Source organism: Candidatus Methylomirabilota bacterium (assembly GCA_003104975.1).
In the GTDB taxonomy this organism is placed as follows: Bacteria; Methylomirabilota; Methylomirabilia; order Methylomirabilales; family Methylomirabilaceae; genus Methylomirabilis.
The window spans coordinates 137,454-163,609 of record PQAM01000010.1 but is presented as its reverse complement, the minus strand read 5'-3'; the positions used below and the strand labels follow the sequence as shown (position 1 = coordinate 163,609).

Annotated in this window: 27 protein-coding genes and 2 pseudogenes; 15 read left to right on the top strand and 14 right to left on the bottom strand. The window is 59.4% G+C overall.

Annotation, left to right across the window (positions count from 1 at the left end):
• Positions 1–143 precede the first annotated feature (143 nt).
• Complete coding sequence (locus tag C3F12_07650) at positions 144–950, bottom strand: hypothetical protein (protein PWB45938.1); 807 nt, start codon at positions 948–950, stop codon at positions 144–146.
• A 409-nt stretch (positions 951–1,359) separates the two neighbouring features.
• Here C3F12_07650 and C3F12_07645 point away from each other — a divergent pair, with 409 nt between their 5' ends.
• Together C3F12_07645 and C3F12_07640 are read left to right on the top strand one after the other, a co-directional pair.
• Positions 1,360–1,590: a hypothetical protein gene (locus tag C3F12_07645; GenBank protein PWB45937.1), complete on the top strand. Its 231-nt coding sequence runs from the start codon at positions 1,360–1,362 to the stop codon at positions 1,588–1,590.
• On the top strand, positions 1,590–2,006 hold the full coding sequence (locus C3F12_07640; protein ID PWB45936.1) for a VapC toxin family PIN domain ribonuclease: 417 nt from the start codon (positions 1,590–1,592) through the stop codon (positions 2,004–2,006). Before C3F12_07645 ends, C3F12_07640 begins: the two co-directional genes overlap by 1 nt.
• Before the next feature lie 48 nt (positions 2,007–2,054).
• On the opposite strand, the gene C3F12_07635 is transcribed toward C3F12_07640, so the two are convergent.
• From C3F12_07635 to gcvT, 7 genes are all read right to left on the bottom strand, one after another.
• Positions 2,055–2,825, bottom strand: a complete 771-nt coding sequence (locus C3F12_07635) for a short-chain dehydrogenase (protein ID PWB45935.1) — start codon at positions 2,823–2,825, stop codon at positions 2,055–2,057.
• A gap of 116 nt (positions 2,826–2,941) precedes the next feature.
• Positions 2,942–3,619 (bottom strand): endonuclease V, encoded by a 678-nt coding sequence (locus C3F12_07630; protein PWB45934.1) that lies wholly within the window; start codon positions 3,617–3,619, stop codon positions 2,942–2,944.
• Positions 3,619–4,416, bottom strand: coding sequence for a bifunctional hydroxymethylpyrimidine kinase/phosphomethylpyrimidine kinase (gene thiD / locus C3F12_07625; GenBank protein PWB45933.1), 798 nt, complete (start codon positions 4,414–4,416; stop codon positions 3,619–3,621). The genes C3F12_07630 and thiD overlap by 1 nt, the downstream gene beginning before the upstream one ends.
• 257 nt (positions 4,417–4,673) lie before the next feature.
• A complete protein-coding gene (locus tag C3F12_07620; protein PWB45932.1) occupies positions 4,674–6,221 on the bottom strand; it encodes a glycine dehydrogenase (aminomethyl-transferring) in 1,548 nt (515 codons plus the stop codon).
• On the bottom strand, positions 6,218–7,567 hold the full coding sequence (locus C3F12_07615) for an aminomethyl-transferring glycine dehydrogenase (protein PWB45931.1): 1,350 nt from the start codon (positions 7,565–7,567) through the stop codon (positions 6,218–6,220). Before C3F12_07615 ends, C3F12_07620 begins: the two co-directional genes overlap by 4 nt.
• Before the next feature lies 1 nt (position 7,568).
• Positions 7,569–7,955 (bottom strand): glycine cleavage system protein H, encoded by a 387-nt coding sequence (gene gcvH, locus C3F12_07610; protein PWB45930.1) that lies wholly within the window; start codon positions 7,953–7,955, stop codon positions 7,569–7,571.
• A 185-nt stretch (positions 7,956–8,140) separates the two neighbouring features.
• Positions 8,141–9,250, bottom strand: a complete 1,110-nt coding sequence (gene gcvT / locus C3F12_07605) for a glycine cleavage system protein T (protein ID PWB46394.1) — start codon at positions 9,248–9,250, stop codon at positions 8,141–8,143.
• Positions 9,251–9,589: 339 nt separating this feature from the next.
• Here gcvT and C3F12_07600 point away from each other — a divergent pair, with 339 nt between their 5' ends.
• Positions 9,590–10,135 carry a hypothetical protein gene (locus C3F12_07600; protein ID PWB45929.1) on the top strand — a complete coding sequence of 182 codons (546 nt, stop codon included), beginning with the start codon at positions 9,590–9,592 and terminating at the stop codon, positions 10,133–10,135.
• Positions 10,136–10,180: 45 nt separating this feature from the next.
• Here C3F12_07600 and C3F12_07595 read toward each other — a convergent pair whose 3' ends face one another.
• Complete coding sequence (locus C3F12_07595; protein PWB45928.1) at positions 10,181–10,366, bottom strand: hypothetical protein; 186 nt, start codon at positions 10,364–10,366, stop codon at positions 10,181–10,183.
• 168 nt (positions 10,367–10,534) lie between these two features.
• Entirely contained in the window at positions 10,535–11,428 is an 894-nt protein-coding gene (locus tag C3F12_07590) for a hypothetical protein (GenBank protein PWB45927.1), read from the bottom strand.
• Between the two features lie 207 nt (positions 11,429–11,635).
• Between C3F12_07590 and C3F12_07585 the strand changes: the two genes are divergently transcribed.
• From C3F12_07585 to C3F12_07575, 3 genes are all read left to right on the top strand, one after another.
• Positions 11,636–12,661, top strand: coding sequence for a hypothetical protein (locus C3F12_07585; protein PWB45926.1), 1,026 nt, complete (start codon positions 11,636–11,638; stop codon positions 12,659–12,661).
• Complete coding sequence (locus C3F12_07580; GenBank protein ID PWB45925.1) at positions 12,655–13,398, top strand: hypothetical protein; 744 nt, start codon at positions 12,655–12,657, stop codon at positions 13,396–13,398. The genes C3F12_07585 and C3F12_07580 overlap by 7 nt, the downstream gene beginning before the upstream one ends.
• 99 nt (positions 13,399–13,497) lie before the next feature.
• Positions 13,498–14,751 (top strand): hypothetical protein, encoded by a 1,254-nt coding sequence (locus C3F12_07575; GenBank protein PWB45924.1) that lies wholly within the window; start codon positions 13,498–13,500, stop codon positions 14,749–14,751.
• On the opposite strand, the gene C3F12_07570 is transcribed toward C3F12_07575, so the two are convergent.
• Complete coding sequence (locus tag C3F12_07570; protein PWB45923.1) at positions 14,744–15,172, bottom strand: hypothetical protein; 429 nt, start codon at positions 15,170–15,172, stop codon at positions 14,744–14,746. The two genes, C3F12_07575 and C3F12_07570, sit on opposite strands and share 8 nt — an antisense overlap.
• A 132-nt stretch (positions 15,173–15,304) precedes the next feature.
• Here C3F12_07570 and C3F12_07565 point away from each other — a divergent pair, with 132 nt between their 5' ends.
• Together C3F12_07565 and C3F12_07560 are read left to right on the top strand one after the other, a co-directional pair.
• Positions 15,305–16,687 carry a transcriptional regulator gene (locus C3F12_07565; protein ID PWB45922.1) on the top strand — a complete coding sequence of 461 codons (1,383 nt, stop codon included), beginning with the start codon at positions 15,305–15,307 and terminating at the stop codon, positions 16,685–16,687.
• Between the two features lie 6 nt (positions 16,688–16,693).
• Complete coding sequence (locus tag C3F12_07560; GenBank protein ID PWB45921.1) at positions 16,694–18,499, top strand: PAS domain-containing sensor histidine kinase; 1,806 nt, start codon at positions 16,694–16,696, stop codon at positions 18,497–18,499.
• Here the strand turns inward: C3F12_07560 and C3F12_07555 are convergent.
• Positions 18,496–18,732, bottom strand: a complete 237-nt coding sequence (locus C3F12_07555; GenBank protein ID PWB45920.1) for a hypothetical protein — start codon at positions 18,730–18,732, stop codon at positions 18,496–18,498. The two genes, C3F12_07560 and C3F12_07555, sit on opposite strands and share 4 nt — an antisense overlap.
• A 64-nt stretch (positions 18,733–18,796) precedes the next feature.
• Between C3F12_07555 and C3F12_07550 the strand changes: the two genes are divergently transcribed.
• The 7 genes and pseudogenes from C3F12_07550 (at position 18,797) to phnE (ending at position 22,972) form a co-directional block, all read left to right on the top strand.
• Positions 18,797–18,997, top strand: coding sequence for a hypothetical protein (locus tag C3F12_07550; protein ID PWB45919.1), 201 nt, complete (start codon positions 18,797–18,799; stop codon positions 18,995–18,997).
• 285 nt (positions 18,998–19,282) lie between these two features.
• Positions 19,283–19,633: pseudogene (locus C3F12_07545) on the top strand (response regulator).
• A gap of 81 nt (positions 19,634–19,714) precedes the next feature.
• A complete protein-coding gene (locus C3F12_07540; protein PWB46393.1) occupies positions 19,715–19,954 on the top strand; it encodes a hypothetical protein in 240 nt (79 codons plus the stop codon).
• 340 nt (positions 19,955–20,294) lie between these two features.
• A pseudogene (locus C3F12_07535) lies at positions 20,295–20,426 on the top strand (putative selenate ABC transporter substrate-binding protein).
• A gap of 12 nt (positions 20,427–20,438) precedes the next feature.
• A complete protein-coding gene (locus C3F12_07530) occupies positions 20,439–21,257 on the top strand; it encodes an ABC transporter ATP-binding protein (protein PWB45918.1) in 819 nt (272 codons plus the stop codon).
• Positions 21,208–22,098, top strand: coding sequence for an ABC transporter permease (locus tag C3F12_07525; GenBank protein PWB45917.1), 891 nt, complete (start codon positions 21,208–21,210; stop codon positions 22,096–22,098). The genes C3F12_07530 and C3F12_07525 overlap by 50 nt, the downstream gene beginning before the upstream one ends.
• The gene (gene phnE / locus C3F12_07520) at positions 22,091–22,972 is read left to right on the top strand and encodes a phosphonate ABC transporter, permease protein PhnE (protein PWB45916.1); all 882 of its coding nucleotides are present in this window, start codon (positions 22,091–22,093) and stop codon (positions 22,970–22,972) included. Before C3F12_07525 ends, phnE begins: the two co-directional genes overlap by 8 nt.
• Before the next feature lie 12 nt (positions 22,973–22,984).
• On the opposite strand, the gene C3F12_07515 is transcribed toward phnE, so the two are convergent.
• Positions 22,985–23,518, bottom strand: a complete 534-nt coding sequence (locus C3F12_07515) for a hypothetical protein (GenBank protein PWB45915.1) — start codon at positions 23,516–23,518, stop codon at positions 22,985–22,987.
• A gap of 171 nt (positions 23,519–23,689) precedes the next feature.
• Positions 23,690–25,921, bottom strand: a complete 2,232-nt coding sequence (locus C3F12_07510; protein PWB45914.1) for a nitric-oxide reductase large subunit — start codon at positions 25,919–25,921, stop codon at positions 23,690–23,692.
• Between the last annotated feature and the right edge of the window lie 235 nt (positions 25,922–26,156).

The window sequence follows — 26,156 nt, the reverse complement described above, 5'->3', positions numbered from 1 at the left end:
CACGCGATTTCAGTGTCCCACCGACTCAGCACCACGAAGCACGCCAGCGGTCCAGCCTATAATGCAGCCTCTTACCCGAAACCCGCTTTGTTACCAGATCGGAATTCGGTATCGTGTCCCAGGAGTCCCGGCTATTAGGCGCTCTAATGCTGCCAGCACATCTGTCCTGCTCCCCTCACGGGGCGATCGCAGAAGCCATAATTCTTGAAGTCCTTGCATGCGGCGCCGCAAAGATGCTTGCCGTCAGCCTCCCGCTGCTTCTTGTGAAAAATATCCCGCTTATCGAGACTGTCACGCACTTGGCGGAGGGTCAACTGGGAGTTCCCAATGATGGAGATCATCTCTTTGAAGGGTACGGGACTCTCCTTCTTCTTGATGACATCGTATCCACGTCTGCAGGCCTCATCGACAGTACATCCTGAACCAAAAGCCTCAAAAAAGGCCTCCTGGAAGGAATCAGATCCGAACCCGGCCATGGTGGCATCAAAGTTGAAACCAACAAACACCTTGGTTCTGCTTTGAGGCAAGATGCCGAAACCTGCTGCGTACTTTTCCTTCCCTGTCTGGCAACCGACATACAGGATGACGCTGGGGCCTGTGTGCTCGTCTTTGGGAAACCCTAAGCCAGCAACGCGAATATCTACCCGGTCGCTATGTACGCCAGTCGTCAGCACACCGCCGTGGTTATGTATGTAGCCGACTGTACAGTTTTCGAGTTTGCTAAGACTTTCCGTGTCCGGAAAGAGATGCACCTCCTCTGTGTCCCCTGCACATTGCCGCAGCTTGCCCTGATTGTCCCAAATGTCCAACTTGGCGGTTCGACCACCGATCCACGTGAAGATGCTTATTGGATGCCCCTTCCCGATGAACCCGATCTTGATGGTTCCGCCGGCAATGTCCGGTTCAGATTGGCTGACGCCCTCATATCCTGTAACCAGCTTGCTGTTCATATGCGTCCTTCCGATATATGTCGATAGTGCGGCCTAACCATTAGGTAAGCTGATCAGCCTAGCCCGACCAGCCGTCCTGGAAGCTGGCACCAACTCTATAATCTTTTCCGGCAGTTAACAAGGAATTTGCACGAATCGAGACTACGGCAAACGCGCAACTACGTCAGCCTATTCAGCCTTTCGGTAGCGAAACCGCTCGAACCGCATCTGACGCTCTCAAAACGAGTTGCTGACCTACGCGCCTCGTCGGTTCACCAAGAAGGCATCGATCATTGTGGTGCTGAGATCGGTGCGGCTCAGGTTAGTCGGTTGTAAGACGACCGAACTCGTCGAAGGGTATTTCCACGCACAGTTGAATTCATTCACGATGATATGCTAGCATACGTATGCGTGACAACAAGGAGGCAACATGAAACGAACAACGATTTTTGCGGACGAAGACGTACTGAGAAAGTTACGCGAGATTGCACAGCGTGAGCACGTCACCTTGTCGGAAATCATCCGCACCGCACTCGAAGGCTACGTCTCGCGGCGACGACCCAGGCGTTCCAGTCTCTCATTGATAGCAATTGGTCGAAGCGGACGAAAGGATGTCGCCGAGCGCGCTGAGGAACTGCTCGGTAAGGGGTTCGGCCGCTGATGCCGTCGATCCTCGTTGATACTGGCCCCCTTTATGCGATGGCCGATCAGGATGACGACTGGCATGCTCGTGTTGTCGGCTTTATCAAGCATTCAGATGGTGAGCTTATCGTCCCGGTCGCCGTACTGCCGGAAGCTGCCTATCTACTCACCACTCACCTTGGACCAGAGGCCGAGCGGAAGCTGGTTCAGTCCCTCATCAACGGAGAGATGGCGTTGGAACAGCTTACACTCCAAGACCTTCGACGCACCCTCGAACTCCTTACTCGCTATGCGGCTGCGCGAATCGGCTTTGTTGACGCATCCGTCGTAGCGACGGCCGAGCGTCTGAGAATCTCGCGCATTCTGACGACCGACCGGCGTGATTTTTCACTCATACGTCCACGCCACTGTAAGGCGTTTGAGTTACTCCCGTAAATCCTTGCCTGCCAACTGGTACACTCGCGCACATTTGGGCGCGAGCGGTCAGATGAGCGAGCGCGACTGACAGCCGTCGACGGTGACGCACGCGCCGGTCACCAGGCTGGCCTTTTGGGATGCCAGGAAGACGACGACAGCAGCGACCTCCTCGGGACGACCGAATCGGCCCAGCGGCAATTCATTCTTGACAAACTCGGCGATCTGCTCCGGATTCTCACGTTGCCGCCGGTCCCACGAGCCACCCGGAAAGAGCGTCGAGCCCGGCGCGACACTATTGACCAGGATATTGTGGGGGGCCAGCTCCCTGGCCAACGCCTTGGAGAGGCTGATCACCGCCGCCTTAGATGCGTTATAGGTCATCGCCCCGCCCGCCTCCCGCCCCCAGATCGAGGCGATGTTGATGATCCGTCCTCCCCCTTGTCGCTTCATGACCGGTACCGCCAATCGAGCCGTCCGGAGCGTCGAAAAGAAGTTCAGGTCGTACATGTCACGCCAATCCTGCTCCGAGAGGGCCTCCAACTCCCCGCGACGCGACCCGCCGACGTTGTTCACCAACACATCGATCCGGCCATACCGATCCAGCGTCGCCTGCACCAACTGCTCGGCCCCGTGCGATTCGGTGAGATCGGCGCGGACCGTCAGGAGTTCCACCCCCGAGGGCTTGATGACGTCTGCGACGTCGTCCAGCGTTGCCTGACTGCGACCACAGAGGCTGAGCCGGCACCCCTCCTCGGCAAACCCCATCGCAATCGCCTTGCCGATCCCCCGGCTTCCGCCGGTGACTATTACGACCTTCCCACGCAGTCCCAACTCCATATGATCTCCTCCTTTACGCTCGAATGTTCCCAGAAACAAGCTTTCAGCGGTTAGGAGTTTAAACTGAAGTCTTTTAGTAAGAGGCCCACTGCTCCTTCAGCCTTCAGTCTATCTACCTAAGCTTGGGCGGCTAGCCGCATCTTCGTCACCAGCAGATGGGCGCGCCGCTGAGGCTCTGGGAGTCGATAGCCACAGCAGGTGGCGAGTATCGTCTGGACGGCGGCATCCAGACTGATTCGATCGCCCTGTGAAACAAAGACCGGCGTCACACCATCCTTCGTCCGAAGGACCACGCCGATCTGCTCGTCCTGATCCATCAGCGGCGCCATACTCCCGCGTCGTTTCCGCGGTTCCTGGTAGGTCCCCACCAAACGGCTCTTGGCACATCCGATTGAGGGACGCTCCAGCAAAAGCCCCAGATGGCAGGCAAGTCCGAAGCGGCGGGGATGGGCGAGGCCGTGACCATCGCAGATCAGGCAGTCCGGCCTTGTCCTGAGCTGTTTCCAGGCCTTGACCACCGTCGGGATCTCCCGAAACGAGAGCAGACCGGGAATGTACGGAAACTCTGCGGTCGCTGTCGCTGTCGCACAATCCAGCTCTTCACGACCATCACCGTTCATGACGACGATGCCGGCAAACATCAGCTTCGAACGCTTGTCATAGGCCACATCGATCCCAGCAACCGTCGCGAACGGTCCGGACCCGTACAGACGAAGTTGGGAGCGTAGCGTAAGCTGGATTGCCATCGCCTCTTGCGGCGTGACGGTCCAGGGATGAAGGGTTCGGACGCGCATCAGGGCGATGCGAGGCCTTTCGCAGCCGCTATCGGATCGGTCGGACCGAATCCCTTGCCAAGCGGAAACCCGTGGCGGATGGCGGCAGTAACGAACCGCTTAGCGGTTGCAATCGCTTCCGGAACCGGACGCCCCTTGGCCAGCTCAGCAGTGATGGCCGCGGAGAAGACGCACCCGGTCCCGTGGGTGTGCGGCGTATCGATTCGCTCGGCATCAAGCAGGGTGAAACTGCTGCCGTCGTACACAAGATCGATCGCGCGGATACCGAGGTGCCCACCCTTCACGACGACATACTGTGGACCGAAACTGTGGATCCGCCGCGCCGCCTCGTGCATCTCATTCAACCCCTCGATCCTCCCACCCCAGAGGGTCTCGGTCTCCGGCACGTTCGGCGTGACGACGAGGGCGAGCGGCAGCAGATGCTTGATGAGTGCCTCTACGGCATCAGGTTGCAACAGCGCTGCCCCACCCTTGGCCACCATGACCGGGTCGACCACCAGGCGCTCAATCGCATACGCCTTGACCTTCGCTGCGACCATTTCAACAATCGCGGCGTTCGACAGCATCCCGGTCTTGGCTGCGTCGATGGCGATATCTTCCAGAATCGAGTCGATCTGGCGGCCGATGAACTGCGGCGGCAGATCGTACACCCCCTGCACCCCGACCGTGTTCTGGGCCGTCACGGAGGTGACGGCCGACGTCCCGAAGACCCCCAGCGCTGCGAAGGTTTTCAGATCGGCCTGGATCCCTGCGCCCCCGCCGGAATCGGAGCCCGCAATGGTCAACGCCCGCCGCATCGCCTTCACTCCTTCCATGTTACACCGCAAATCCCTCTGTTGCCCCCCTTCATGAAGGGGGGCAACAGAGGGATTCCGCGGGGTGGACGGCGGGTGGCGACGCGTCGTCGCTGGCAGGCGAAGCACGGACAGTGCAGCCTGCCAGCGCCGATTTGAGCCGTACAGGGACGTACGGCGAGATTAAGCGGAGTCACTCACCGTCCTCCTCGCGGACCCATAGGCCCCATACCCCGCACGGGGCGCAGCAAGCGGCGCCCCTACCCGCTTGCGGATGATTTCCCTTTCCAACGCAGATTCGGCTGCCGGGCGGCTTTGACCTCGTCGAGGCGTGAGACCTTCGTCTTATGGGGAGCGGACCGGACCAGATCCGGATCGTCCTTGGCCTCTCGGGCGATCCGCTGCATGGCGGCGATGAACTGATCGAGGGTCTCCTTGCTTTCGGTCTCGGTCGGCTCGATCATCATGGCGCCCCTGATGATAAGGGGGAAGTAGATGGTCGGCGGATGGAAGCCGTAATCCATCAGCCGCTTGGCAATATCCAGGGTCTGGATACCGTGCGGAAGTTGATGCGCGTCGGAAAAGACGCACTCGTGCTTGCAGAACTTATCGTAGGGCAGATGGTAGGTATCCTTGAGCTGATGCATGATGTAGTTGGCATTGAGGACAGCCACCTCGGCCACCCGGCGCAGTCCCGATGGGCCCAGCGAACGGATGTAGGCGTAGGCCCGCACCAGCGCCGCAAAATTGCCGTAGAAGGCCCGCACCCTGCCGATACTCGACGGCAGGTCCTCATTGAGAACGAATCGCTTCCCCCTCTTCTCAATGACCGGAACCGGCATGAAAGGCGCAAGATGCGCCTTGAGACCCACCGGTCCCGCGCCAGGACCGCCGCCTCCGTGCGGGACCGCAAATGTCTTGTGCATGTTGAAGTGCAGGACATCTACCCCCGTGTCGCCCGGTCTCGAAATGCCGACGATGGCATTCAGGTTGGCCCCGTCGCAATAGACCTGCCCCCCCCTGGCATGGACGATCTTCGCGATGTCGGCAATCTGGTCTTCAAACAACCCGAGGGTATTGGGGTTGGTGATCATGATGGCGGCGACATTTTCGTCCATCGCATCGGCCACCGTCTGCGACTCGATCCTGCCCCTCGGACCGGACTTGATCTGGACACACTGATAGCCACAGATCGCGGCGCTGGCCGGGTTGGTCCCGTGGGAGGAGTCGGGGACCAGGACCCGCTTCCGTGGGTTTCCTTTCGACGCCAGGTACGCTCGGATCAGCATCATGCCCAAGATCTCGCCCTGGGCGCCGGCGGCCGGCTGAAGCGACACCCGGTCCATCCCGCTGATCTCGGCCAGAAGCGCCTCCAGTTCATACATCAGCTCCAGAGTGCCTTGAATCAGGCTCTCCGGCTGATACGGGTGGACCTGACTGAAGCCTGGCAGTTGCCAGACCTCCTCATTGATCTTCGGATTATATTTCATCGTACACGAGCCGAGCGGATAGAACCCGAGATCAACCCCGTAGTTATGCTGCGACAACCGGGTGAAGTGCCGGACCACCTCGACCTCCGACAGCTCCGGAAAACCGGGGATATCGTGCCGGAGCAGCTTTCTGGGCAGCAACCGCTCCGGTTTCAGCTCCGGGACATCACACTCCGGAAGCGTGCAACCCGTTCGGCCGGCAGACCCTTGATCAAACAGCAGCGGCTCGTCAAAGACGAGTCCCCGCACACCGACCCCCTCCTCCTGGACCTGTACACCCTCCACCCTACACCCTCCACCCTGCGCTTCATCCGTCATCGCCCACTCCCCATCATCTTGCACAGCGCGTCGATCACCTCTCGGCTGTTCTGTTCCGTCACGCAGAGGAGCAGACAATCCGAAAGCTCCGGATAGAATCGACCCAACTCCAGGCCCCCGATGATACCCTTGGCGAGCAGCGCGCGATTCACCTGAGCGGGGGTTCCTTTTTTGACCCGCACGACGAACTCATTGAAGGTCGCACCTGTAAAGCGAAGCTCACAGGTGCGGAGCGTGGAGATCGCCTTTTTGGCATACGCCGCCTTGCGCAGGTTCAGCAGGGCCAGCTCCCTCAGTCCGGATCGCCCCAACAGGGCCAACTGAACCGTCGCAGCCAGGGCGCAGAGCCCCTCGTTCGTGCAGATGTTGGATGTCGCCCGCTCCCGTCTGATATGCTGCTCTCTGGTGGCCAGCGTCAGCACGTAGCCCGGTCGACCGGCTGTATCCGTCGTCTGGCCGACCAGGCGACCCGGCATGTTACGCAGATAGGCCTCTCTGGAGGCAAACATACCAAGGTAGGGTCCGCCGAAGTTCAGGTGGTTCCCGAACCCCTGGCCCTCACCCACCACGATATCCGTCCCGTACTCGCCGGGGGATCGGACAATACCGAACGACACCGGCTCGGCCACAGCCACGATCAGGAGTGCCCCGGCGCGGTGAGCGGCCTCGGCCAGCTCATCCAACGATTCCAGGACGCCGAAAAAGTTCGGGCTCTGGACGACAACGGCGCAGGTACGGTCCGACAGCGCCGCCTTCACCCGTTTCAGGTCGGTCGTTCCGCGACTCGTGTAAGGAACCTCGTGCAACTGCAGGCCGAGGTTACTTACATAGGTGCGGCATACCATCCGGTACTCGGGATGGACGGCCACGGGAAGCACAACCTCCGGTCGTCCGTTGATCCTGTAGGCCATCAGGATCGCCTCTGCCAGGGCGCTGGAGCCGTCATACATCGAGGCGTTCGCCACGTCCATACCGGTGAGCTGGCAGACCAGCGTCTGGTACTCGTAGATCGCCTGCAGCGTCCCCTGGGACAGCTCCGGCTGGTACGGCGTATACGCGGTGTAGAACTCGGCTCTGAACACCAGGTGTGAGACGGCGGCAGGGATGAAGTGATGATAGGCGCCGGCCCCCAGGAACGAGGCGTATTGCTCCACGTCCGCATTCCTGCCGGCCAACTCCTTCATATGCCGTCGTAATCCGGCCTCAGACAGCGGCGGCGCCAGGTTCAGTCCCCGTTTCAGCCTGAGCTTCGAGGGAATGTCGGCGAACAGCTCGTCGCTCGACCGGACGCCGATGGCGTCCAACATGGCGCGGCAATCGGCCTCCGTATTCGGGATGTACTGCATCTCAATGATCCTCCGCCGCCAGATAGGTCTTATACGCCTCAGCGCTCATCAGACTGCCCAGTTCGTTCGGATCGGCGATCCTGGCCACAATCATCCACCCCTCGCCGTACGGGTCGGTGTTGATCTGTTCAGGATGCGACTCAAGCGTGCCGTTGACCTCGATCACCTCACCGGTCAACGGGCAGTACAGATCGGAGACCGCCTTGACCGACTCGACGACGCCGAACGCCTCCATCTGGCGCAGGACCCGCCCCACCGGCGGCAACTCGGCAAACACGATGTCGCCGAGCTGACTCTGAGCAAAGTGGGTAATCCCGATCCGTCCACGATCCCCCTCGACCTTGATCCATTCATGCGCCTTCGTATAATACAGCCCCTCTGGGATCATCGCACCTCCCTATACGGTTCACAGCTCCCATTTGACAGCTAATGTAGTAAGTCTAACGCTTCTTTGCATTTGCCGTTCACCCTGAGCCTGTCGAAGGGTGAAGCATGTCGGCCATTTCCGTTCATGGTTCGACAAGCTCACCACGAACGGAATGTAATCCGAAACACTGAACGTTGAACTCTGAACTATGAACGCCATTGCCGCTTATAGAACGGGGTCCGAACAACCCTTGCGGTCACAGGCTGGCCGCGAATCACGATGTCAAACTCGGTTCCGATAGCTGCGTGCGGCACCGCCACGTATCCCAGTCCGATGTTCTTCCCGAGTGAGGGTGCGGGGCCGCCGCTGGTCACCTCGCCGATCGACCTGCCATCCTTGACAATCGCATAGTGGGGTCTGGCAATCCCCCGACCGACCATCTCGAACCCAACCAGTTTTCGGCTGATCCCCTCTGCCTTCTGTCGCGCCAGCGCCTCACGGCCGATAAACTCCCCCTTGTCCAGCTTCACGATCCAGCCGAGATCCGCCTCCAGGACCGTGTGCCGGTCATCAATATCCTGACCGTACAGGGCCATCTTGGCCTCGAGGCGCAAGGTATCGCGGGCGCCAAGTCCGCACGGTTGAAGGCCAGCCGGCGCCCCGACCTCCAGAAGCCTATTCCAGAGGGTCGCCGCGTGTTGTGGGGGAATATACATCTCAAAGCCGTCCTCCCCGGTATACCCTGTCCGGGAGATACAGCAGTCGATGCCCGCAATCTTCCCCTCAACGAAGCGGTAGTACGGGAGCCTTGCCAACTCGACAGGCGTCAGCTTCTCCAGGATCTCCTGCGCCCGCGGTCCCTGGATGGCCAACAGCGCGAGGTCATCGCTGGCATCCCTGACCGCAGCGGATGTGATCTGCTTGCGAATCCAGGCGAGGTCCTTCTCGATATTGGCGGCGTTAACCGTCAACCAGTAGCGATCATCGGCAAACTTATAGACGGTCATGTCGTCCACAAATGTCCCCTGGGGGGTGGTGAGGGCGGAGTATTGGATCTCCCCGACGGACAGACGGGACGCATCATTTGACGTCAGGCGCTGAACCGCCTCCAGGGCGGCGGAACCGGAGATCTCGATCTCCCCCATATGTGAGACATCGAAGAGGCCCGCGCGCTCCCTCACCGCCCGGTGCTCCTCCAGGATCCCGGCATACTGCACCGGCATCTCCCAGCCGCCAAAGGCCACCATCTTGGCGCCGAGTCGGTGATGGACCTCAAACAGCGGGGTGCGTTTCAAGGGTCTCTCAACCGGGTTCATCGGCCGACCCTCACTGTCGCCCGCATTGACGGACACGTGCGCAAGGCATGGCAGACATCGATCACCGTATGTGGCATCATCGAATCAGCGTGTATTGGTGTTATCGGCGGGAGATCGCGAGGCGCCTCACCTCAAAAATACGCGGCGATCTTCAAATATGAGGTCATCCTTGTCAAGTGAAATATGCGAGTCCTGAGAGAAGCCCCTTTCCCGGATTAATTCCTTGACAGTCGCCTGCGAGAAGATAAGACTATTTGTAGAGCCTCTCGGGCAGAGGTTCGACAGTAAGGGAGCAGGCAAATGGCAAGACAATGGTTACGAAGATGGGGACCGATCGGTGTGGCGGCCGCCATACTTTGGACGGGTCTCACGGTGATTGACCTTGCGTCTGCTGAAGCGGGTAGGGGCGGATCCCGCGGCGGTGGGTTTGGAGGCGGATTTCGAAGCGGCTCCCACGGAGGTATCGGGCACGGGTTCCGTGGCGGCGTTTCGCATGGGTTCCGTGGTGGTGTTGGGCATGGGTTTCATGGTGGCCTCCACGGAGGTATCGGGCACACATTCGACCATGGGCTTCACCACCATGGACACAACCATTTCTTCTTTAGTGTAGGGGTCGGCGCGTTCTACCCGTTCTACTCCTACCCCTACTATCCCGTCGCCTATCCGTACCCGGTGTATTACCCAGCCTATACCCCGGTTTACCAGTACCAGCAGTACTCGCCGTGCGGGTACTACGACCCGAACGGCGTGTGGGTTGACGCCCCCTGCCCGCAGTATACGCCGCCGGTTTCAACACCCCAGCCGGAGAACTCGTCGCAGGGTGTCTCGGCCGCGCCCGCACAGCAGAGCAGTGAAGGGGCAGTGGGACCGCCGTCACCATATTAGCAATACCTGATACGCGAGCGCGACCGGCAGGTGGCGAAGCTTCACTCATCGGTCCGCTTGCCACCGTACACACTCGATTTCGTCGGCAGAGAGATGGCTGTTCTGCACGACGGCGATGGTGCCGTCGTACGCTTCGAGCCGCTCGTTGACGATCAGGCGTTGCCGGCGAAACCCCTGGGTCATCGGTGTGCGCAGATACGGGGTCGGGTGCCGGATGAACGGCCAGTCCACATACGCTCCGGCAAACTCGAGCTTGGCCTCGAGGGAAGCGCGAGCGACGTGAGCACGGCATTCGGCATCCGAACGGCCACTGCCGGCATGTGCTCGAATGAATCGGGCATGGAGAGCAGCAGGACGTTCATGACAGACGGTCGGGGCTTCGCTCCTGCAGGGGCAGTTTTATTGCTTCTCTACCAGGAAGTAGACATAGCGAAGAAAGCCTGTATCATAGCCGACCTTGATGTAGAGGGCTGCCGGAAACTGCTCTTTGATGAGCCTGATCCCCTCGCTCCCGAGTGCCAAACGTTTCCAGATAAGGCGCCGAAAATCTTTGCGGGAGAGTGTCTTGATACCCCGCAACGCGGACACATACCCAAACTCCCAGTTTCGCCTGACCTGATCGTTAAGATCGGTCATCTCAAGTATGTTGAAATGGCCTTGCTCAAAATATTTCCTGTAATTGTCCGCCGTTTCAAGACTTGGGATGGCCCAGTATTTCATAAAAGGATATAAGACCAGTTCCTCCTGAATACGGTTCAGCCCGCCCTGTTTGCACCATCCAAGCAGAAGAAGGCGAGCGCCCGGCTCCATCACGCGTGAGATTTTTTTTACGGCAACTCTTTTATCCGGCAAATAGCATTCGGCGTCCATGCACACGACCGCATCGAACATCTGTCCCAGTTCGTCAACCTTCATGATGTCGTGGTGCTTGAAACGCAGGTTCGGGCGCTTGAATCGACCGGCGTGTGACAGTTGCGCGCGAGAAATATCAATTCCCAACACCTGGCCGGACGTATGTTCGGCGAGGAGATTGGTAAAACTGCCTCTCCCGCAGGCCAGTTCGAGCACAGAACGCGCGTCGCGTATCCGAAGCGCTTCCAGGTATTTGTTGTGGGTATTGGCGAAAGCGGATTCCCAACTTTCCTGTTCATCCTGGAACAGTGCAAAATGAAAAAAGTCGTTCCAATATTCGGCGTAGAGATCGCTGACCGCCGCAAACATGCGTTCCATGCTCTCGTCGTATTTTTCCTCAAAATATCGAAACTCTTTTGTATAATTCTTTGTGGTCAACATTGAACCGATTCCACGGTGAGTTGAGTTCCGCAAAGTACGCGCGCCGTCATAAGATCAACCAACACGGTCCCGTTCGAGCCGATTGACTGATACGCCTCACTATGGCACACCTTCGTTGTGGGATCAATCCATGTAACGGCGAAAGCCGAATAATTGCTTGACAGCTCCCTGCGACGGGACAACAATGAAAAAATAGGAGGCGTACCCATGGCCAACCCCAGGATCGTCGCGCTTGAAACCGCTAATCCCGTCACGTCCTTTTCCCAAGAAGAACTCCTGGCCTTCACACCTTACACCGATGGGCGACGGCGAGGCTTCTTCCTCAACAGCGGAATCGAATCCCGTCATCTCTACCTGGACCCGGCGACCTTTCGCCCCACTGAGACCACCGACGAACTCAACGCCCGGTACCGCAAGGGGAGTGTTGAGATCGGCTGTCAGGCTATTCAACGCGCCCTGGACAAGGCGGGATGCTCCGGGCGGGACATCGACTTTGTGGTGACCACCACCTGCACGGGCCGCCTCTGTCCCCACCTGGATGCGCAGTTCGTTCGCGAATTTAAAATGAAGGAGCAGGTCCAGCGCGTGCACGTCGGCGACATGGGCTGCGCCAGCGGGATGATCGCGCTGCAGCAGGCGTACAACCATCTGCGGGCCTTTCCCGACCATCGGGCACTGCTCGTCTCCGTGGAGATCTGTTCCTCAACCTATTACTTTGACGACTCGCTTGAGACCGCGGTGGCCAATGCCATCTTCGCGGATGGGGCCGCTGCGGCCGTCCTGACATCCGATGGGGGCGGGGTTGAGATCATGGGCCACATGAGCCTGGTTCGCTCAGAGCACCTTGATCTGATGGGGTTTACGTACCCGAACGGACGGCCGCGCATCCTGTTGTCCAAGGAGATCCGGGGGATCGGCGGCACTATGATGAAGGGGCTGACGCAGGCGATACTCGACCGCTACCACCTCAAACAGGAGGATATCCGCTTCTGGGTTCTGCACTCGGCCGGCCGTGGCGTCCTCGAACGGGCGCAACGGACGATGGAGCTTGGTGATGCCGACCTGGCCTTCTCCCGCCGGGTGCTCCGACGATTCGGAAACATGTCGTCGGCTACGGTGCTGTTCGTGCTGAACGAGGTCATCAACTCAGGACAGACATCCGCGGGAGACCTCGGTGTCATGATGGCGCTTGGCCCGGGCTTCTGCGCAGAGGGGGCGCTGTTGCGATGGTAACGACCTTGCTGCCTCCCCCCCGTTTGCAAGGGGCGGCAGAATTACTGGACCGCCTGGACAACACCGATGAGGAGATCCGCGGGAACCTGCGCGACCTGCAACGGCTGAACCGATATTTCGGCGGTGTGCGTACCGTCCTGTCGCATCTCGGTCGAATGATGGGTACGCATCCGCCCGATCCGATCACCGTCCTGGACATCGCGACGGGTGGGGCCGATATTCCTCGAGCCATCTGTCGATGGGCCAGTAGGCGTCAACTGGCCGTCGCTCTCGAAGCCGTGGACCAGGGCGACCAGGTACTGGCGGCCGCGGCCGAATGGTCGACCGACTTTCCGGAGATCCGACTGCGACGGGCGCATGTGCCTCCCCTACCGTACCCAGATCGCAGTTTCGACTACGTCATCTCCTCCCTGTTCTTTCACCACTTAAACGAGGCGCAAGGAATTGTCCTACTGCGGGAGATGGCGCGGGTGGCGCGACGCGGGTTACTGGTGAGCGACCTGCTGCGCAGTCGCGTCGCCTGCCTGCTGACCGCGATCACCACACGGCTGCTGTCGGGCAACCGCCTGACGCGCCACGACGGCCCCATATCCGTCCTTCGCGGCTTCAGAACGGAGGAGTTGCGTCGGATGGCGGCTAAGGCCGGTCTTACCGATGCGCACGTGAGTCACCATCTGTGGTTCCGCATCGCCCTTGTATCCACTCAGACAGATAGCCTGAAGACCGAAGGCTCTTAGGAGTAGGAACCAAGAAGATCGTACATGGCTTGATTCGGGCCTTGCGAGATAATGTATCACCTTCAACCTTCAGCCTAAACACCTCAGTGGTTACAAATTATGGCGCAGATCCAGGTCATCGTCGTCGGGGCCGGTCCGGCCGGCTCCGTCCTGGCCGGTCTCCTGGCCCGGCACAGGATTGAAACGATACTGCTCGACAAGGCACATTTTCCCCGCGAGAAGGTCTGCGGCGACTATCTGAGTCCGGGAACCGTCAGTGTCCTGGATCAACTCAACCTGCTCGACCTCGTATGCTCGGCCGGCGCGAGACGCCTGCGGGGAATGATGGTCGTCTCCCCGGACGGCACAACGTTCACGGCCAGGTTTCCCGCCTCCATGAAGAACACGAAGGATCGCCCCTTCGCGCTTGCCATACCACGGGCAACGCTCGACAGTCTGTTGCTGAGATGGGCCAGAGACTTCGGTGTAAAGTGCGTCGAAGGATTCCGTGTCACCGATCTGACTTGGGAGAACGGGCGTGTCCGCGGCGTGACGGGAATGGGACCGGCCGGCCCGGAGACATACTATGGACAGATCGTTGTAGGAGCGGATGGACGGGACTCGGTGGTGGCCCGACGACTCGACCTGCATCAGCCCCACCCTGCGCTCCATCGGATGGCGCTGGTCGCCCACTATGAGGTGGTAGGGGCACGTGGCAACGTGCCCCTAGAGGATCACGGCCTGATCTCGGTCGGCGATCGGTCATATTGCATCCTCAACCCGATCGGCGAACGGCTGATCAACGTCAGCCTTGTGATGGACCAAAGGATTGTCCAGGACTGGAGGGGACAACGTGACGAGTTGTTCGACCGAACACTGCAATCGTTTCTCCAGGCGCTGAATGCGCTCCGCGGGACGAGACGACGCGGGTCGGTTCGTTGTCTTGGTCCTTTGGCATTTCGATCACGTCGTACCGCCATGGCCGGGACGTTATTGATTGGAGATGCGGCCGGCTTTTACGATCCTTTTACCGGCGAAGGGGTCGGTCACGCGCTGTACAGCGCCCGGCTTGCAGCCCATGCCATCGTCTCAGCCTTTGCCGAGGGCGATGAGGGTCTCACCGAGGCTCGCCTTGCGCAGTGTGATCGGCAGCAGCGTCAGGCACAGAAGGGCAGGGAACGGTTGGGCGTCGCACTACAGGCTGTCATCCGCCGACCGCACACCGCCAATGCCGTCGCGCGGTTGCTGCGCCGGCGTCAACCGCTTGCGAACCTGCTGCTCGGCGTCATCGGCGACCTGCTCCCGCCCCGCGCCCTCTTTTCGGTACATGCTCTGAGCCGCATCTTCTATCACACCCAATCTGATGCTACTTGATGGCGAGCTTGCCCTTGTGGTCGAACGGGCTGATCCACGGAAACCTGGTACAGCCGAACGCAAAGACGCCGGAGCGCTCCGCCAGGAACTCGACGGTAGTGTCCTCCCCCGGCTCGATATACCGCCTGACCTCCAGGTTGGGGATCGAGAAGATATGTCTGGCGCCTTCGCTGTGAATCGTCACCTCAACCAGCGCCGATCTTCCCTCCCGGTCTACCGCTATCACCGAGGGCTCACAGCGATAGCCCCGCGCCACCATCGTAAAGGAGATCCGCTTCGCTTCGGTTGGAATACCGGCAGGAGGAGAAATCTCGGGGAAAAAGGTCGTGCAGCCGGTCAGGATCATGGCGGAGATCACCAATGGCCCGATCTGGAATCGTGCTGACAGCTTGCCGATTGTGAGAGTTCTCAGGCTACGCATCCAGTCTCGCACATTACCATAGGGCGAGGAGGGTTTTCAAGTACGGGAGCAGTGGCTACTTCACAAAATCCGAGAAAGCCCTTATGATAAATATAAATAAGATTGGCGTAGACTTCATCTGTGAGGATCACCATGACAAAAGCAAAGATCTTAGTTGCCGAGGATGAACTTGCTTCCAGAACGGGGCTACAGGAGCTACTCGCGGGCTGGGGGTATGAGGTCGCCGTGGCAGCCGACGGTCAAGAGGCGCTGGAGAAGACGAGCGAACTCCAGCCGTCCCTTATCATCGCCGACCTCGTCATGCCGAAGATGGACGGAATCGCCCTCCTCCGTACGCTTAAGGCAGATACAGCCCTCCCCTCGCTGATCATTCTGACCGGACAGGGAACGATTGAGACCGCAGTCCAGGCGATGCAAGAAGGGGCCTACGACTACCTCACCAAACCGGTCGACGTGGGGCGGCTCCGCGTCCTTGTGGAGAAAGCCATCGAGCGTGGGGCGGTCTTGAAGGAGGTCAGCCTGCTGCGCCACCAGGTCCGTCATCTGGGCCGGTTCAGCCGATTGGTGGGCAACACGCCGGCCATGCAAGAGGTCTACCGGCTGCTGGAGCTGGCCGCACCCAGTACGGCACCGGTCTTCATCTGTGGGGGGAGCGGCACCGGAAAAGAGTTGGCGGCTCGGACGATTCACGATCTCTCTCCTCGTAAGCACGGTCCCTTCGTTCCGATCAACTGTGCGGCTATTCCGGAGACGCTGCTGGAGAGTGAGATATTCGGCCACGAGAAAGGGGCCTTCACCGGCGCGACCGAACGGAGGATGGGATGCTTTGAACTGGCGGACGGCGGGACCATCTTTCTTGATGAGGTCGCAGAGATGAAGGTCGCGACTCAGGCCAAGTTTCTCAGGATCCTTCAGGAGGGAACGTTTCGCCGCCTCAGTGGAAGTAAAGAGATCCACGTGGATGTCCGGGTGGTGGCCGCAACGAACAAGAATCCCGCTCAAGCGGTCGAAGACGGCCTTATTCGCGAGGACCTCTACTATCGTCTAAATGTGTTCAACATCTATCTTCCCCCTCTTAGAGAACGGCCCGAAGATATCCCCCTCCTTATTCGAGCGTTCCTTGAGGAGTTCAACGACAAATACGATAAAGCGGTCCGGAGCGTGGATGCCGGGGCGCTCGCCCTCTTGACCGAGCACGATTGGCCCGGCAATGTCCGTGAGCTTCGGAACGTACTGGAACGCGCCGTCCTCGTGGCTCCGGAATCCTTAATCACCTCAGCCGACCTGCCGACCCATTTTTCTACCCCACGTCGTGGGCCGGCTGCGGGCTTCAATATCCCCGCGGGGACGACGATCGATGCCGCCGAAAAGGCACTGATTTTCACAACGCTGGAGCGGACCAACCAGAATAAGACCCGGGCCGCGGAGATGCTGGGGATCAGCCTGAAGACACTGCACAACAAGTTAGCCCGCTATCGAGAAGAGGCCTCCTCTTCACCAACCGTACAGGAATAAGGGGAGATGACGCTCGGCATCCGAGGCAAGGAAATCCTCGGCATCAGTCTGCTGGTTTTTTTGATCGTCTCGGTCGCTTCGATTGTCCACCTTTCTACGACGACCCGCCTGGTACTGAAGGACGCCGCGGAGAAAGGGACGTTCCAGGCGCAGCAGATCTTCTCCGGCGCCACTCGGGCCGTCGCCAGGGCGCGTCGAGCCCGTCCCGAGGCGACGCTGCAACGCGACCGGGAACTCCGCGCGCTTCTCGATGCCAGCATCGGCTATTCGCCGCACCTCGTCTATGCGATGATCACCGATCGCTCCGGTACGATTCTGGTGCACAGCGAGCGCTCCCGCGAAGGGCAACCTGCGATCCCTCGGCAACAGATCGAGCAACTGCTGGAGATGAACCCGCTGCGGCAACTCGGGGTGCTGGCCCACCAGCACCAGGTATTCGAGACAACCTTCCCGCTCAGCCTAAACGACCGGCCTTTCGGAGCGATCCGGCTCGGGCTGGCCGGGAGCCTCATCTGGCGCGAGCTCTCCGCTGCGGTTCGGCGGAGTGTCCTGCTGGCGGTGCTTGCGTTCCCGCTTGCTTGGGTTGTCGCCTTCACCCTCTCAAACCTCGTCGTAGTCCCCTTGCGTCAAATCGCCCAAGACGTTGATCGGATGGCACGCGGCGAGTTTGACACAACCTTTGCATCCCATCGGGACGACGAGGTGGGACAGATTGCGGCAAAGCTCAACCTCCTGGGACGCCAAATCCAGCAGGATCGATCCTCGCTCATGAGCGAAAAGACCAGACTTGAGGGGATCATGCACTGCCTGGAAGACGCCATCATTCTGCTGAACCGGGAGCAGGCGGTCATTTTCGCCAATCCGGTCGCCGAGGCCCTCTTGGCCTGTCCTCTTATGCACGCCGCCGGTCAACCGTTGCATACCATCCTTGGCGGCACCCATCCCCTAGCTGCAGCAGTGGAGGAAGTCTTCCGACGACGGTCACCGGTCAAACACCTCTCCCTTCAGGTGCCGGGCGACCGCGATACCCCGCTGGATGTCTTGGCCTCCGCCTACCCTGTGCTGGATCATGGCGATGTGGTGGGAGGTATGGTGATCCTCACGAATACCGAACCGCTTCGGCAGATTCAATCGCTTGTTGACTACTCCCAGAAACTTGCGGAACTGGGAAAGCTCACGTCGGGTGTTGCACACGAAGTCAAGAACCCGTTGAATGCGATGATCATCCATTTGGAGTTGTTGAAGCAGAAGCTCAACGATCCGTCTGAGGAGGTCAGCAAGGGCCTGGAACTGCTTGGAGGACAGGTCCATCGCCTGGATCGTGTCGTGCAAGGCTTTCTCCGTTTTGTCCGTCCACAGACGCTTCAACTGAAGCCGATGGACCTCAACGGGCTCCTCCGAGAGATTACGCAAACGGTTGATGCGCAAGGCGCAGCAAATCGGATCACCTTCGCCTTTCGGCTTTACGACGGACTCCCCCCCATCAATGGTGATTCGGAGTTGCTTCAGCAGGTCTTCCTCAACTTGATCCTGAATGCGTGTCAGGCGATGCCCGATGGCGGAACGGTGACGCTTGCAACAGATCGGACCGCCGAGGGGATCATCCGCGCACATGTCAGCGATCAGGGGATAGGTATCCCTGTCGAAGACCTCGACAAAATCTTTCGACTCTACTACACTACAAAGTCGGAGGGGAATGGAATTGGACTGTCGTTGGTGTATCGGATCGTCCAGATGCATGGGGGAAGGATCGAGGTCGACTCGAAGGTAGGACAAGGGACGACCATGACGGTCTCTTTTACACCGGCCTAGCGGAGGAGACAGGATAGTCTCGTGATTGCGCCACGTGTCATCGTTCTGTTGCTGGGCCTTGTTGTCACGGCCGGCTGCGCCGAGATTGAGGGGTACTTCAAATCGATTCCTCCACCCCCAGCCTCCGTACGTCCGGCGCCGCCCTCTACCCCTGCCGCACGTCCGGCGCCGCCCTCTACCCCTGCCGCACATCCGGCGCCGCCCCCAGCCTCCGTACGTCCCGAGGCACCCACACCGCGACTGTCCCCTCAGGTGGACGCTGATCGTGAGACACGGCTGACCGACGAGGTTCATACCATGATCCAGGGCGTCGAGCGGACACTCCTCTCGATCGATCAACAGAAGCTGAAGGTTGATCAATCGGAGACTTATCAAACCATTAAAAGCTTTCTCGCACAGGCAAAAGAAGCGGTCACGAACAAGGACTTCCAGCAAGCGAAAAATTTGGCCCAGAAGGCTCACGTGTTGTCCGACGAACTTTCCAGCGTAGTTCGCTGACAAGTAACAATTACCCTCTCGCACGGGCCCAATCGATTCCCTCGTTCCCGAGGCGATACCATGTAAAATTGGGCCATTTAACCTCCGTTCTCCTACCCATCAAGAAAAAATTACTCATCGATCTTCCAGTTCTGACATGCCGCCGGAATCGATAGAAATCAGCGAATGTACGAGACATACGTGTAACTTACCGTATTGATTGTGTTCACGGGCTATCCGAATCGAGATGAGATTTGTGGCATGCCGCTTGCTCAACGACTCCTTCAGAGAGAAGGAGAAAGCACAATGAGTACGCAGCCGTTACCCAATACTGGAGGAAAGGTTCTCGTCGTTGATGACGATCCGGTCTTCAGGGACCTCCTTACCGATCTGCTTAAAACAACAGGCTACTACGTCTGGAGTGCGCATGACGGTTTGGCCGGCTTGGATGCGCTGCACAATGGTCCTTTCGACCTCATCTTAGTAGACTATCGAATGCCCGGGATGACCGGTCTTGAAATGGCGGCGTTTATACGGCGGTCCGATACGATCACCCCTATCATCCTGATCACCGGCGACTGCTATAGCCTGGACCCTGAGATCGTGGCACAGGCGGGTGTCACCAGGCTACTGCCAAAACCGCTCAAGATTAATGAGTTTTTGAATATATGCTCCACGGAGAGTCAGAAGAAAAAGGTCAACGACATCTCGATGCGTCGACAAAAGGAGACCATACGGATGAGCAGGGCAATATCCAAACCGATCGCGCTGGGGCTGGTGGTGGTCGCCCTTACCACGGGATGTGCCGGGATGTCGCCACGACAGCAGCGCGCCTTAAGTGGAGGCGCCATCGGTGCAGCCGGCGGTGCGGCGATTGGGGCCATGGCCGGCAGTCCGACCACCGGCGCCATCGTGGGCGGTGCGGTAGGCACAGCCACCGGCGCCCTATGGGATGATCTTAAGAAATCGCTGAAGTGACCGTCCGATACTGACCCTGCCACCCCCCCCGGCAGGTCAGTCCTCACGACCTTTCCGATCGGCCTCTCCTGTCCGCATCGGAAAGGTCGTCTTATTTGTTCCTCAACCCGATCTTCCTTTCGATCGCCGGATCAGGGCGTTCAATATCGGCTTATCAGTGCGAGACGAACGATACCGCAATCGCCGGCCGATAGACCGATGCGTTGAGTTGAGTATATCGGATTTTCCTATTTGACTTATAGTAACGAAGCCTCTACTGTCCGTAAAAGGAGTAGATCGTTTTGCAACCGACTGTAGAGGCAGCCATCGGAAGGGTGTTTTGTCGGGTTACCCGGTTATGAAGCTGGACTACACGAATTCGACCGATCGGGCGCTTATGGATCTTCAACGTACAAAAAAATATGTCCGCGTACAGGTCGGGCAGTTTAAGGCGGCCGAGGAAGCCGCAATTGCCGCCGGACTGCTCCAGTAGGGCGATCGCCCCATGTACCTCCTTGATCGCATTTGTAAGGTCTTCGATGGTCGAACGGTCGCTGTGCGCGAACTCAGCTTGGAGATCCAACGGGGCGATCGAGTAGCCCTGATCGGTCCAAGCGGGGCCGGCAAGACGACGCTGTTTCGTATGTTGAACCTGACAATCCCCCCGACCTCCGGCACCATCCTGTTCGACGGATTGGACAGCAGGCACCTGTCCGGAGGGCACCTCCGCGAGGTCCGACGCCGGATCGGCACGATCTATCAGCAACACAACCTGGTTCCGCGCCTGCAGGTCGTTCATAACGTACTGTCCGGCAAACTCGGGTCCTGGCCGATGTGGCGAGCCATACAATCGTTGATCCGACCTACGGAGATCGAACTGGCCTCGAACGCACTCAGTCAGGTCGGTATCGCCGGCAAGCTGTACGAGCGGACCGACACTCTCTCCGGCGGCCAACAGCAGCGGGTTGCTATTGCCCGCCTGCTGGTCCAAGATCCCGAGGTCATCCTGGCCGATGAGCCGGTCTCTTCCGTCGATCCGGCATTGGCAACCGGCATCGTCAAGTTGCTGATCGATCTGAGCCGGACCTGCCGTAAGACGTTACTCATGAATCTTCACAGTGTCGATCTGGCCCTGGCCTACTTCCCCCGCGTGATCGGACTGAGGGACGGAACGATCCTGTTCGATCTGCCGGCTGCGGCGGTAACGGATGAACACCTGGCAGCCCTCTACGTCGGAGTTCAGGCGGAGGCCGCCGAAGAGGAGATCCTTGGCCGTGCAGAGCAATCGTTCGCCCGTTCCTGCCAGCCTTATCTTACCGGCTAGACGCTTTTCCACTCTTCAGATTGTCTGGTCCGTCCTGTTCATTCTGACGTTTCTGGGAAGCTACAGGCTCGCGCAGGTCAAGCCCTTGCTGCTGTTTGAGCCCGAGGGACGTCGACATATCCGGACATTCGTTGCCGGCATGTTCCCGCCCGACCTGTCCTGGGACTTCCTGAGCCTCCTGGGTCGCCCGATCATCGAAACGATCCAGCTTTCCGTGATGGGCACCTTCATGGCCGTCGTCATCGGATTGCCTCTCGGCCTTGCGGCGACTCGGTCGCTGACCTTCACCGGTATTCTCAACGCGCGCAAGGGGGAGGACGGCCGTCGCCGTATCGTCCTTATCCGTAAAGGTGGTTATCTGCTGGCCAGGGCGACCCTCAGTCTGTTCCGGACCATCCCTGAATTCGTGTGGGCCTTCATGTTTGTCCGAGCCGTCGGCCTGGGACCGTTCCCGGGTGTCCTGGCCATTGGGATTTCGTATGCGGGGATGCTCGGGAAGGTCTACTCGGAGATCCTGGAGCATGCCAATCCAGGACCTCTGGAGGCGCTGCAGGCGACCGGCGCCTCGCGGTCCGCCATTCTCCTGTACGGCCTGTTGCCGCAGGCACTGCCGAATCTGGTCTCCTATACCCTCTATCGGTGGGAATGCGCCATTCGCGCATCAACGATTCTCGGCTTTGTGGGCGCAGGGGGGATCGGCCAGCAACTCGAGATCTCGATGCGAATGTTCAATTTCAACCAGGTCCTGACCCTGGTCGCGATCCTGTTCGTCATGGTGGCCGGTGTGGATACCTTGAGCGCGAAAATCCGCAGTGCGATTCTGGGTCGATCGAATGTCTGAAAGGATGGAGCGTTCTTCCCTGGCGGCGATACCGGCAGGGACTCACAGGCGCGATCACCCCTTCGCCCGGAGCCTCATGATCCTTGTCGGGCTCCTTATCCTCATCGCCTGGAGCTATATAGGAACGGAGTTCTCGCTGCGCAGCCTCTTAGGCGGTGAGAGTGTCATTCAGATCCTCGCCTATGTCAGCAAGCTCTTCCCGCCGGATCTGTCTGCCCGGTTCCTGTGGAATACCGGTTATTGGGCGCTCGAGACCTTTGCCATGTCGTTTCTGGGGACGATCCTGGCGGTCCTGATCGCCTGCTCCCTGGTCGTTCTTTCCAGCCGTAATCTGATGTTCACCGGGCTCTTGTTTGAAATGGGCCAGAGCCGTCCATGGATGCGCGGGCTCCGGACCGCTCTGTATCTTTGCGCCAAGGCCGTGCTCAATCTCCTGCGGACTGTTCCCCACCTGGTCTGGGCGTTGATTCTTGTCTTTGCGGTCGGCCTCGGCCCGTTCCCGGGGATGCTTGCGCTCGGGATTCACACCGGAGGCGTCCTGGGACGGCTGTTTGGCGAGGTAATGGAAAACGTCGAGGTCCAGCCGATCGAGGCATTACAGGCGACCGGCGCCGGCCGTCTGCAGATTCTGTTCTACGGTATCCTGCCCCAGGTCTTGCCGGAATGTGTCGCGTATACCCTGTACCGCTGGGAGGTCAACATCCGGGAGGCGGTCATCCTCGGCTACGTGGGGGCCGGGGGCCTGGGCCAGCAGATCCAGATCGCCATCAGCCTCTTCCTGGAGCACCGGCTGCTGACCCTGATTCTTGCCATCTACCTGATCGTCACCGCCGTCGATGCCCTCAGCGCCCACCTCAGAAGCCGCCTCATCTGATGCGCTCCGAGCCTACTTTTTCTCCTCCGGCAGACAGTTGAATTGGAAGATATGAACGTTTCCGCCATCCCAGTGCGTGACCGGCGCATTTTTCCGGCCATCGGCCGGCTTTTCAGGGAGGATCGGATGGCCCTTGCCGAACTCAACGGTGGGCGTCTCGCTTAGCAGCGTAAGTTGTTTCTCGTTAGCCCGAACCTGAAAGGAGGCCTTCCAGGGATTATCGCCCATTTTTTCGACGCGCAATTTCAGTCTGGAGCAGTCGTCGGTTGTAATGGGAACGATGATTCTGGAACCGGCCCAAGGCGCCCTCCTGTAGTTGTAGGCGTCCGGCTTTAAGACCCAGTTGCCGAAGTGCCAGCCGGAATCATAGACCACGATCTTGTCGTCTTTCAGGATTTGAAAATTAATCGGTTCGCCTTTATCTTTGTCGTCATCTTTAGTATTGATCTCAAAAAGCAAATCGATGATATTCGCCGCTAAGGCCGCTTGAAATGGCCCCAGCACAAGAACGCCGGCGACGGCGCCCGCGGTGAGGTGTCTCAGCATCAATGTCTACTCCTTGTTCAAGTCGTTGCCATTCGGTAGTTGGTCGGTATCTCGTCAGTCAACAGTGTCGGGGATCCGGGTAATTGTGCTGTCTTTTTCAGAACTTGTCAAGCGCTCGCAGCATTGTTGTGACCGACAATGAATAGGATCGATCGACCGGTTTTCTGCCTGTCACGACGAAGACCACGACGACAGCGAATCGATATTATTCCGTGAGTGACGCCTTCTGCCGACGAGGACGGACCTCCAGGTCAGAACCGCCGCCCACGCCATCGGCGCAGCGCCGAACACGATAAACACGGCATCCCCGGGAAGGCGCAGCCATTCCAGCAGGCGCACGAACGGCCGGTTCATAAACTCAGGACCGCGCGCATGCCAATAACCGTTGGTCAATACATCCCACAGTTGCAGGATGCCTCCGGGAAAGAGGCTCAGAATGACCATCATCGCCAGACCGACATTCAGTCCCCAGAATGACACGCGCACAAGTTTCTCTATCCGCTGCCACTGCGGTTCATCCAGCACCTGCCGGAAGGCAATCACCATCAGCGCGAGCGCGAGCATCCCGAATACGCCCATCATCGCCGTATGCCCGTGGTTTGATGTCAGGATCGTCCCGACCTCATAGAAACTGACGACCGGCAGGTTGATGAGGAAACCGAACACGCCCGCGCCGACGAAATTCCAGAAGCCGACCGCCATCAGGAAATAAAAGGTCCACTTGTGCGGAAACGACACCGGCAACTCGCACACCCCGCACTGACTTCGGGTGAGCTTGATGAAGTCCCACGCATCCAACGTCAACAGGGTCAGCGGGACCACCTCCATGGCCGAGAAAACAGCCGACAGGGCCATCGTGATGGTCGTCTGGCCGGTCCAGTACCAATGGTGTCCGGTGCCGATGATGCCGCTACCCAGATAGAGGATGGCGTCAAGATAGACGACCCGTGCCACGTTCGTCTGCGACATCACGCCCAACTCCAGAAAGATCAGCGCCACCATGACCGTCACGAACAGTTCCAGAAATCCTTCGACCCAGAGGTGGACGATCCAGAACCGCCAGTTATCCACAACCGATAGGTGGGTGGTGCTGTCGAAGAACATCGCCGGCAGGTAAAAGAGGGGGATCGCGAGGGCGGCATACAGAAACAGCGAGGCGATCTGACGCTGTTTCGGGTTCTGCCGCGCCGACGCCGTAGCGCGTACCAGCAGCATCAGCCACAGCAGCAGCCCGACGACCAACAGGATCTGCCACAGCCGCCCCAGGTCCAGATACTCCCAGCCCTGATGCCCCAGCCAGAACCACAGCGAGCCGAACACCTGCTGCACCCCCAGCCACTCGCCCAGGGAACTGCCGACCACAACCACCAGCAGAGCGGCCCCCAACAGATTGATGCCCAGGACCTGCCCGCGCGGCTCGCTGTTGCCCAGCGTCGCAGCCAGGAACAGCCCGCCTGCCACGTAGGCGGTTGCGATCCAGAAGATCGCGAACTGCAGGTGCCATGTCCGCATGATGTGGCTCGGCGCGATCTGTGCCAGATCGATCCCGTAGAACTTGCCGGGCTCCGCCCGGTAATGCGCGGTGGCGGCGCCGACAATCACCTGCGCCAGAAAGAGCAACGCGACAATGACAAACAGCTTGATTGTTGCTCGCTGGCTCTCCGACGCCATACCGGGCAGCATCATCGGGTGCACATGTCCGCTCCCCCCCTTCCAGCCCAGGAAATCGAACTTGCCGAATGCGACCAGCACCCCCGCGATCCCCGCCAACAGCGCAATCAGACTCAGCGCGCTCCACAGAATTGCGTCAGCCGTCAGTGTATTCCCGGCCAGCGGTTCGTACGGAAAGTTGTTCGTATAGGAGTAGGGCTTGCCAGGTCGATTCGCAACCGACGCCCAGGCCGTCCATGCGAAAAAGGCCGTAAGCTGCCGCAACTCCGTGGGGTCAACGATGTATTTGGCCGGCAACCCAACATTCCCCGCCGGCTCTGCGAAGTAGTCCGTCCACTGGGCTACCTGCTTCTCGAATACGGCTACCTCGGTCTCCGTAAACGTTAAGGCGCCAGTCTGCGGATCATAGCGATTCTGTTTCAACGCCGGTCCCGCCTGTACCGCCAATGCGTGCAGATACGCCGCCGAAAAATCCGGTCCCAGGTACGCCCCATGTCCCCAGACGGAGCCGTTCTCCATCAGGCCGTACTTCAAGAACACTTCCTGTCCGGCGCGGATGTCATCGGCTGTCAAGATGACCGCGCCGCCCGGTCCAACGACCCTCTCTGGAATCGGCGGCGCGTACTGATAGGTGCGTACCGCCAGCCAGATCAAGACCGTCAACCCGACCAGCAAGACGATAGCGAGCGCGTACCGCCACCACGGGGACAGCCCATTAGGGTGTGCCATCATGAATTGCTCCTTTGGCTTATGTCGCGGTTTTTCGGATTCAGCGGGCCAACCCGGACGTGCTCCTCCCAGACTCTGCGCAGCTTCTCGCGAGAGACCTTCCCGACCATACTCTCGGCTCCTTTCGTTTCTCCAGACGGCTCGAGCCCGATTTGTCCGCAAGCACCCGTCCGGCGACATTACAGGGCCTTCCTCTCCTCGCCATGTTTTCGGATGCGATTTTCAGACTCGCTTCGTT

What these genes read in the sequence shown, in the direction of transcription:
- C3F12_07650 (PWB45938.1), bottom strand. Translation starts at nt 950, where the DNA reads ATGAACAGCAAGCTGGTTACAGGATATGAGGGCGTCAGCCAATCTGAA.
- C3F12_07645 (PWB45937.1), top strand. Translation starts at nt 1,360, where the DNA reads ATGAAACGAACAACGATTTTTGCGGACGAAGACGTACTGAGAAAGTTA.
- C3F12_07640 (PWB45936.1), top strand. Translation starts at nt 1,590, where the DNA reads ATGCCGTCGATCCTCGTTGATACTGGCCCCCTTTATGCGATGGCCGAT.
- C3F12_07635 (PWB45935.1), bottom strand. Translation starts at nt 2,825, where the DNA reads ATGGAGTTGGGACTGCGTGGGAAGGTCGTAATAGTCACCGGCGGAAGC.
- C3F12_07630 (PWB45934.1), bottom strand. Translation starts at nt 3,619, where the DNA reads ATGCGCGTCCGAACCCTTCATCCCTGGACCGTCACGCCGCAAGAGGCG.
- thiD (PWB45933.1), bottom strand. Translation starts at nt 4,416, where the DNA reads ATGCGGCGGGCGTTGACCATTGCGGGCTCCGATTCCGGCGGGGGCGCA.
- C3F12_07620 (PWB45932.1), bottom strand. Translation starts at nt 6,221, where the DNA reads ATGACGGATGAAGCGCAGGGTGGAGGGTGTAGGGTGGAGGGTGTACAG.
- C3F12_07615 (PWB45931.1), bottom strand. Translation starts at nt 7,567, where the DNA reads ATGCAGTACATCCCGAATACGGAGGCCGATTGCCGCGCCATGTTGGAC.
- gcvH (PWB45930.1), bottom strand. Translation starts at nt 7,955, where the DNA reads ATGATCCCAGAGGGGCTGTATTATACGAAGGCGCATGAATGGATCAAG.
- gcvT (PWB46394.1), bottom strand. Translation starts at nt 9,250, where the DNA reads ATGAACCCGGTTGAGAGACCCTTGAAACGCACCCCGCTGTTTGAGGTC.
- C3F12_07590 (PWB45927.1), bottom strand. Translation starts at nt 11,428, where the DNA reads ATGTTGACCACAAAGAATTATACAAAAGAGTTTCGATATTTTGAGGAA.
- C3F12_07585 (PWB45926.1), top strand. Translation starts at nt 11,636, where the DNA reads ATGGCCAACCCCAGGATCGTCGCGCTTGAAACCGCTAATCCCGTCACG.
- C3F12_07580 (PWB45925.1), top strand. Translation starts at nt 12,655, where the DNA reads ATGGTAACGACCTTGCTGCCTCCCCCCCGTTTGCAAGGGGCGGCAGAA.
- C3F12_07575 (PWB45924.1), top strand. Translation starts at nt 13,498, where the DNA reads ATGGCGCAGATCCAGGTCATCGTCGTCGGGGCCGGTCCGGCCGGCTCC.
- C3F12_07570 (PWB45923.1), bottom strand. Translation starts at nt 15,172, where the DNA reads ATGCGTAGCCTGAGAACTCTCACAATCGGCAAGCTGTCAGCACGATTC.
- C3F12_07565 (PWB45922.1), top strand. Translation starts at nt 15,305, where the DNA reads ATGACAAAAGCAAAGATCTTAGTTGCCGAGGATGAACTTGCTTCCAGA.
- C3F12_07560 (PWB45921.1), top strand. Translation starts at nt 16,694, where the DNA reads ATGACGCTCGGCATCCGAGGCAAGGAAATCCTCGGCATCAGTCTGCTG.
- C3F12_07550 (PWB45919.1), top strand. Translation starts at nt 18,797, where the DNA reads ATGATCCAGGGCGTCGAGCGGACACTCCTCTCGATCGATCAACAGAAG.
- C3F12_07540 (PWB46393.1), top strand. Translation starts at nt 19,715, where the DNA reads ATGAGCAGGGCAATATCCAAACCGATCGCGCTGGGGCTGGTGGTGGTC.
- C3F12_07530 (PWB45918.1), top strand. Translation starts at nt 20,439, where the DNA reads ATGTACCTCCTTGATCGCATTTGTAAGGTCTTCGATGGTCGAACGGTC.
- phnE (PWB45916.1), top strand. Translation starts at nt 22,091, where the DNA reads ATGTCTGAAAGGATGGAGCGTTCTTCCCTGGCGGCGATACCGGCAGGG.
- C3F12_07515 (PWB45915.1), bottom strand. Translation starts at nt 23,518, where the DNA reads ATGCTGAGACACCTCACCGCGGGCGCCGTCGCCGGCGTTCTTGTGCTG.
- C3F12_07510 (PWB45914.1), bottom strand. Translation starts at nt 25,921, where the DNA reads ATGATGGCACACCCTAATGGGCTGTCCCCGTGGTGGCGGTACGCGCTC.